Annotated in this window: 1 protein-coding gene; it reads right to left on the minus strand. The window is 69.6% G+C overall.

All coding sequences use genetic code 11. The features are described 5' to 3' along the window. A partial coding sequence (locus LWH95_RS21435) for a glycosyltransferase family 2 protein (protein WP_232920349.1) occupies nt 1-625 on the minus strand: 625 nt, incomplete at its 3' end. Between the last annotated feature and the right edge of the window lie 78 nt (nt 626-703).

A 703-nucleotide genomic window follows, 5' to 3' on the forward strand; every position in this document is an offset into this window, starting at 1 on the left:
CCACGGTCAGGCCGGCCAGCTGGGCCCGGGCGCCCAGGTCGTTGTCCTCGTAGACCGTGCCCAGTGTCACGTCGAAGCCCCCGACGCGCTCGTACGCCGCCCGCGTCATGCCGAAATCGCCGCCCATGACGACCGGGAAGGCGTTCGTCAAGTCACCCGACTCGACCCCCGTCCACTCGTCCACATCGCCCAGGGCCGCTCGGATCCCGGCGAGGTCCTGGGCCATCTGCTCATCGGTCATGAGCACGGCCCCGCCGTACCAGAAATCGGACGACGCGAAGGCCCGCGCCCCGTTGCGCACCCACCAACGGGAGACCACGTCGTCCGCGTCAGCGAACAGGAGCAGGTCCGCTCGCGCGCGAGCGACGCCGACGTTCCGTGCGTATCCAGGCCCCTGGTGTTCGGCAGCACGGATCAGGCGCAGCGGAACGGGGAACGCGGAGGTGCGGTCTCGCACCAGATCCGCGGTGCCGTCCGTAGAGTTGTTGTCCACCACCAACACCTCGTAGGCCGGGGCACCGCCCTGATCAGCCAGGGAGTCGAGCTGGAGACCGAGCACCCGTTCCGCGTTGAAGGCGGGGGTGATGACGGAGACCACGGGCCTCCCCTCACTGGCAGCACTCACACCGACTCCTCCTCGAGGGCGACGGCCCGGAAGAACGCGCCACGGCGCTCCATGAGGTCTTCGAAGGGTTCGGAGCCC

Source organism: Bacillus sp. G16, from assembly GCF_021282335.1.
Classification (GTDB): domain Bacteria; phylum Bacillota; class Bacilli; order Bacillales; family Bacillaceae; genus Bacillus; species Bacillus inaquosorum.